Origin of the sequence: Agromyces binzhouensis, from assembly GCF_004135055.1 — a bacterium.
Classification (GTDB): domain Bacteria; phylum Actinomycetota; class Actinomycetes; order Actinomycetales; family Microbacteriaceae; genus Agromyces; species Agromyces binzhouensis.
The window spans coordinates 1-902 of the sequence record NZ_SDPL01000702.1; the positions used below are offsets into that span (position 1 = coordinate 1).

Consider the following 902-nt stretch of genomic DNA (forward strand, 5'->3'; position numbering starts at 1 on the left):
GCCTCGGCCGCGAGCAGCGCGGTCTTCCCGCCGGGTCCCGAGCACAGGTCGAGCCATCGTTCGCCCGCCCGCACCGGAGCGGCCCGGCTCAGGGCGAGTGCGGCGATCTGCGACCCCTCGTCCTGCACGCGGACCCGGCCCTCGTGTGCGGCGACGAGCTCGAACGGCGCGCCCGCGGTGAGGCCGGTCGGCGCGTAGCGATCGGGCTCACCGAGCTCCGCGGGATCGTCGGCGAGGCCGGGCAGGGCCACGAGGTTCACCCGCGGCGACGCATTGTCGGCCTCGAGGAGCGCGAGCAGTTCGTCGCCCCGGCCCTCGCGCTCCAGCGCGGCGCGGAGCGCCCGGATCACCCACACGGGGTGCGAGTGCACGGCCGCCAGCGCGGCGTCGGGCGAGTCGGCCTCCTCGGCGACGAGTTCGAGCCAGTCCGCCGGTTCGCGCCGGGAGACCGTGCGCAGCACGGCGTTCACGAACCCCGCCGCCGACGGCGCCACCCGGCGGGCGAGGGCGACGGACTCGTTCACCGCCGCATGCGTCGGCACGCGGGTGGCGAGCAGTTGGTGCGCACCGAGACGGAGCACGTCGAGCACCGGGGGGTCGATCGCGGCGACGTCGCGGCCCGCGGCCAGGGCGATGACGGCGTCGTATCTCCCGAGCAGGCGCAGCGTGCCGTAGGTCAGCTCGGTCGCGAGCGCGGCATCCGCCGGGCTCAGTCCGGCCCGCTCGATCCGCGTCGGCAGCAGCAGGTTCGCGTAGGCGTCGGAATCCCGGACCGCGGCGAGGACGTCGTAGGCCACCAGGCGCGCCGGCGAGACCCGCTCGGGCCGAGGGCGGCCGCCCCCGCGACGATCCGAGCCTCGTCCCCCGCCTCGCCCAGCGCGGTCCGACCGCCCGGAGCGGCC

Annotated in this window: 1 protein-coding gene; it reads right to left on the reverse strand. The window is 77.2% G+C overall.

The annotated features are described in order from the left end of the window. Window positions 1-797: transcription antitermination factor NusB (locus ESO86_RS17750; protein WP_422836513.1), on the reverse strand; the 797-nt coding region annotated here is incomplete at its 3' end. Window positions 798-902: the final 105 nt, after the last annotated feature.